This is a genomic window from Achromobacter sp. 1011791174, from assembly GCF_059760925.1.
In genome coordinates, this window is sequence record NZ_JCBANH010000184.1 from 1 (window position 1) to 3,550 (window position 3,550).

Annotated in this window: 4 protein-coding genes; all 4 read right to left on the reverse strand. The window is 65.2% G+C overall.

Annotated elements, in window-relative coordinates:
- Positions 1-34: 34 nt before the first annotated feature.
- Complete coding sequence (locus tag AC6LJ5_RS30075) at positions 35-1,051, reverse strand: Bug family tripartite tricarboxylate transporter substrate binding protein (protein ID WP_103272249.1); 1,017 nt, start codon at positions 1,049-1,051, stop codon at positions 35-37.
- A 109-nt stretch (positions 1,052-1,160) separates the two neighbouring features.
- The gene (locus AC6LJ5_RS30080) at positions 1,161-1,901 is read right to left on the reverse strand and encodes an amino acid ABC transporter ATP-binding protein (RefSeq protein ID WP_103272248.1); all 741 of its coding nucleotides are present in this window, start codon (positions 1,899-1,901) and stop codon (positions 1,161-1,163) included.
- A 60-nt stretch (positions 1,902-1,961) separates the two neighbouring features.
- Positions 1,962-3,065, reverse strand: coding sequence for an amino acid ABC transporter permease (locus AC6LJ5_RS30085; protein WP_103272247.1), 1,104 nt, complete (start codon positions 3,063-3,065; stop codon positions 1,962-1,964).
- Between the two features lies 1 nt (position 3,066).
- On the reverse strand, positions 3,067-3,550 hold a 484-nt coding region (locus tag AC6LJ5_RS30090), incomplete at its 5' end, for an ABC transporter permease subunit (protein WP_498142427.1).

A 3,550-nucleotide genomic window follows, 5' to 3' on the forward strand; every position in this document is an offset into this window, starting at 1 on the left:
TGGCGCGCCGGGCCGTCCTTGGTTCAAAGCCGTATCAGTTCAGGCTGGCGCCCGAGATCTTGACGATCTCCTGGTACTTGGCCTTTTCGTTCTTGACGAACTCGGCGAAGGCTTCCGGCGTCATCGGGCCCGCTTCCGAACCCATGGTCAACAGGCGCTGCTTGACGTCGTCCTGCTTCATCGCGTCGGCATAGGCCTGGTTCAGCTTGGCGACCACCGGCGCGGGCGTGCCGCCCGTGGTGAAGACGCCGAACCAGGTGCCCAGGTCGAAGCCCTGGACGCCGGACTCTTCCACGGTGGGCACATCGGCCAGCAACGAGGAGCGCTTGGCGGTGGTCACGGCCAGCGCCTTGACCTTGCCGTCCTTGATCAGCGGCGCGGACGCGGCCAGGTTGTCGAACATGAAGTCCGACTGGCCCGACAGCAGCGCCAGCTGCGCGGGCGCGGCGCCTTGGTAGGGAATGTGCTCGACGCTGATGCCGGCGCGCGCCTTGAGCAGCTCGCCCGACAGGTGGCCGGCGCTGCCGTTGCCGCCCGAGCCGTAGTTCAGCTTGCCGGGATTCTTCTTGGCGTAGTCGATCAGATCGGCCAGCTTCTCGATCTTGTTCTTCTGCGCGAACTCGACGTTCATGACCAGCACGTTCGGCACCGAGGCCACGATGGTGACCGGTGCGAAGTCCTTGACCGGGTCATACGGCAGGTTGGCGAACAGCCAGGGGTTGATGGCGTGGGTCGCCACCGCGCCCATGACCAGCGTGTAGCCGTCGGCCGGCGCCTTGGCCACCAGGTCGGCGCCGATGTTGCCGCCCGCGCCGGAGCGGTTCTCGACGATGACAGGCTGGCCCAGCGAGCCGCGCACCTTCTCGGCCAGCATGCGGGCCATGGTGTCGAGCGGGCCGCCGGGCGGGTAAGGCACCACGAAGCGCAGCGGCTTGGTGGGGAAATCGGTGTTCTGGGCCTGGGCGGGCGCGCCGAAGGACAGCGCGGCGGCCAGCGCCACGGCGCCGCTCAGCAGGACGCGACGGACGGCGCTGCGGGGGGCTTGGTTCATGGGGTCTTGCTCCTGTCTACGCTTGAATGGCGGCTCGTAGCATACCGCAGCGGCCCGACGATGAAAAAACCGCCCGAAGGCGGCTTTTTCATGCCGGATTCGCCGCCCGTCAATGCAGGATCTGGCTCAGGAACAGCTTGGTGCGTTCGTTCTGCGGATTGTCGAAGAACTCGTCCGGGCTGTTCTGCTCGATGATCTCGCCACGGTCCATGAAGATGACGCGGTTGGCCACCTTGCGCGCGAAGCCCATTTCGTGGGTCACGCACAGCATGGTCATGCCGCTTTCCTGGGCCAGGCTCACCATCACGTCCAGCACTTCCTTGACCATTTCGGGGTCGAGCGCCGAGGTCGGCTCATCGAACAGCATGATCTTGGGGCTCATGCACAGCGAACGCGCGATGGCCACGCGCTGCTGCTGGCCGCCGGACAGCTGGCCGGGAAACTTCTTGGCCTGGTCGGGGATGCGCACGCGCTCCAGGTATTTCATGGCCGTGGCCTCGGCCTCGGCGCGCGGCTTCTTCAGCACCCACATGGGGCCCAGCGTCAGGTTCTCCAGCACGGTCAGGTGCGGGAACAGGTTGAAGTGCTGGAACACCATGCCCACGTCCTTGCGGATCGTCTCGATGTGCTTGAGGTCGTTGGTGAGCTCGGTGCCGTCCACAATGATGTGGCCCTTCTGGTGCTCTTCCAGCCGGTTGATGCAACGGATCATGGTGGACTTGCCGGAACCCGACGGTCCGCAGACCACGATGCGTTCCCCCGGCGCCACGTCCAGGTTGATGTTGCGCAAAACGTGGAACTGGCCGTACCACTTGTTCACGTCCTGCAAACGAATGATGGCATCAGACATGCCTGTACTCCCGTAGATATCGCTGTGCGCGCCCGCCTCGCGGCGGACGCGCGGTAGTGGCTAGCGCGCGTGGCCAGTGGCCAGTCGCCGTTCCAGCGCCTGGCTGTATTTGGACATGGAAAAGCAGAACACGAAGTAGATGAGCGAGATGAACAGGTACGCCTCCACCCCGAACCCGCGCCATGCCGCGTCGGACAGGGCCGCCTTGGCCGCGAGCGTCAGGTCGAAGATGCCGATGATCACCACCAGCGAGGTATCCTTGAACAGCGCGATGAAGATGCTCACCAGCGGCGGGATCACGATCTTCAGCGCCTGAGGCAGGATGATCTTGCGCATCTGCTGCCAGTAGTTCAGGCCCAGCGAATCGGCGCCTTCGTACTGACCCTTCGGGATCGCCTGCAAACCGCCGCGCACGGTCTCGGCGATGTAGGCCGCCGCGAACATGATGATGGCGATCTGCGCGCGCAGCAGCTTGTCGATGGAGAAGCCTTCCGGCAGGAACAGCGGCAGCATCACCGAGGACATGAACAGCAGGCTGATCAGCGGCACGCCCCGGATCAGCTCGATGTACACGACGCACAGCGCCTTGATCGCCGGCATCTTCGAGCGCCGGCCCAGGGCCAGCAGCACGCCGATGGGGAAGGCGAAGGCGATGCCGAAGGTCGACAGGATCAACGTGAGCGGCAGACCGCCCCAACGCGCGTTCTCGACGTAGCTCAGGCCGAACACGCCGCCCCACATCAGGAGCGCGACGGCCGTCAGGCCGACGGTCCAGATCAGGGCCAGCTTCCAGTTCCAGAAACGGCGGATGCCGCTGCACACGATCACCGCCACCAGGATGATGGTGGCGATCAGCGGGCGCCATTGCTCGTCGAACGGGTAGGTGCCGAACAGGATCAGCCGGTGCTTTTCAATGATGAAGGCCCAGCAGGCGCCGCCCACCGACTGGCGGCATTCCTGGGCGTTGCTGGCCGTGTAGTTGGCCTTGATGAAGGCCCACTCCACCAGCGCCGGCACCGCCATCAGCAGGAACCAGGCGGCCAGCACCGTGATGAGGATGTTCAGCGGCGAGGAAAACAGGCGGCTGCGCAGCCAGGCCCAGAGGCCGGTATGCGTCTTGGGCGGCGGCAGGCCTTCACTGGGGGTATGCGTAGTGCTGCTCATCTCAACGCTCCACCAGCGCGATGCGCTTGTTGTACCAGTTCATGAAAATCGAGATCGACAGGCTGACCGTCAGGTAGGCTGCCATGATGATGAGGATGCCCTCGATGGCCTGGCCCGTCTGGTTCAGCGTGGTGTTGACCACCGACACGATGTCCGGATAGCCGATGGCCACGGCCAGCGAGCTGTTCTTGGTCAGGTTCAGGTACTGGCTGGTCATCGGCGGGATGATCACGCGCAGCGCCTGCGGCAACACCACCAGGCGCAGCACCAGCGGACGGCGCAGGCCCAGCGAGCCGGCCGCTTCCCACTGGCCGTTGTTCACCGCCTGGATGCCCGAGCGCACCACTTCGGCGATGAAGGCCGAGGTGTAGATCACCAGGCCGGCCAGCAGCGCGGCGAATTCCGGCGACAGCGTCAGGCCGCCCGAGAAGTTGAAGCCCTTCAGTTCCGGCATGTCCAGCGTCAGCGAGGCGCCGCTGGCCAGC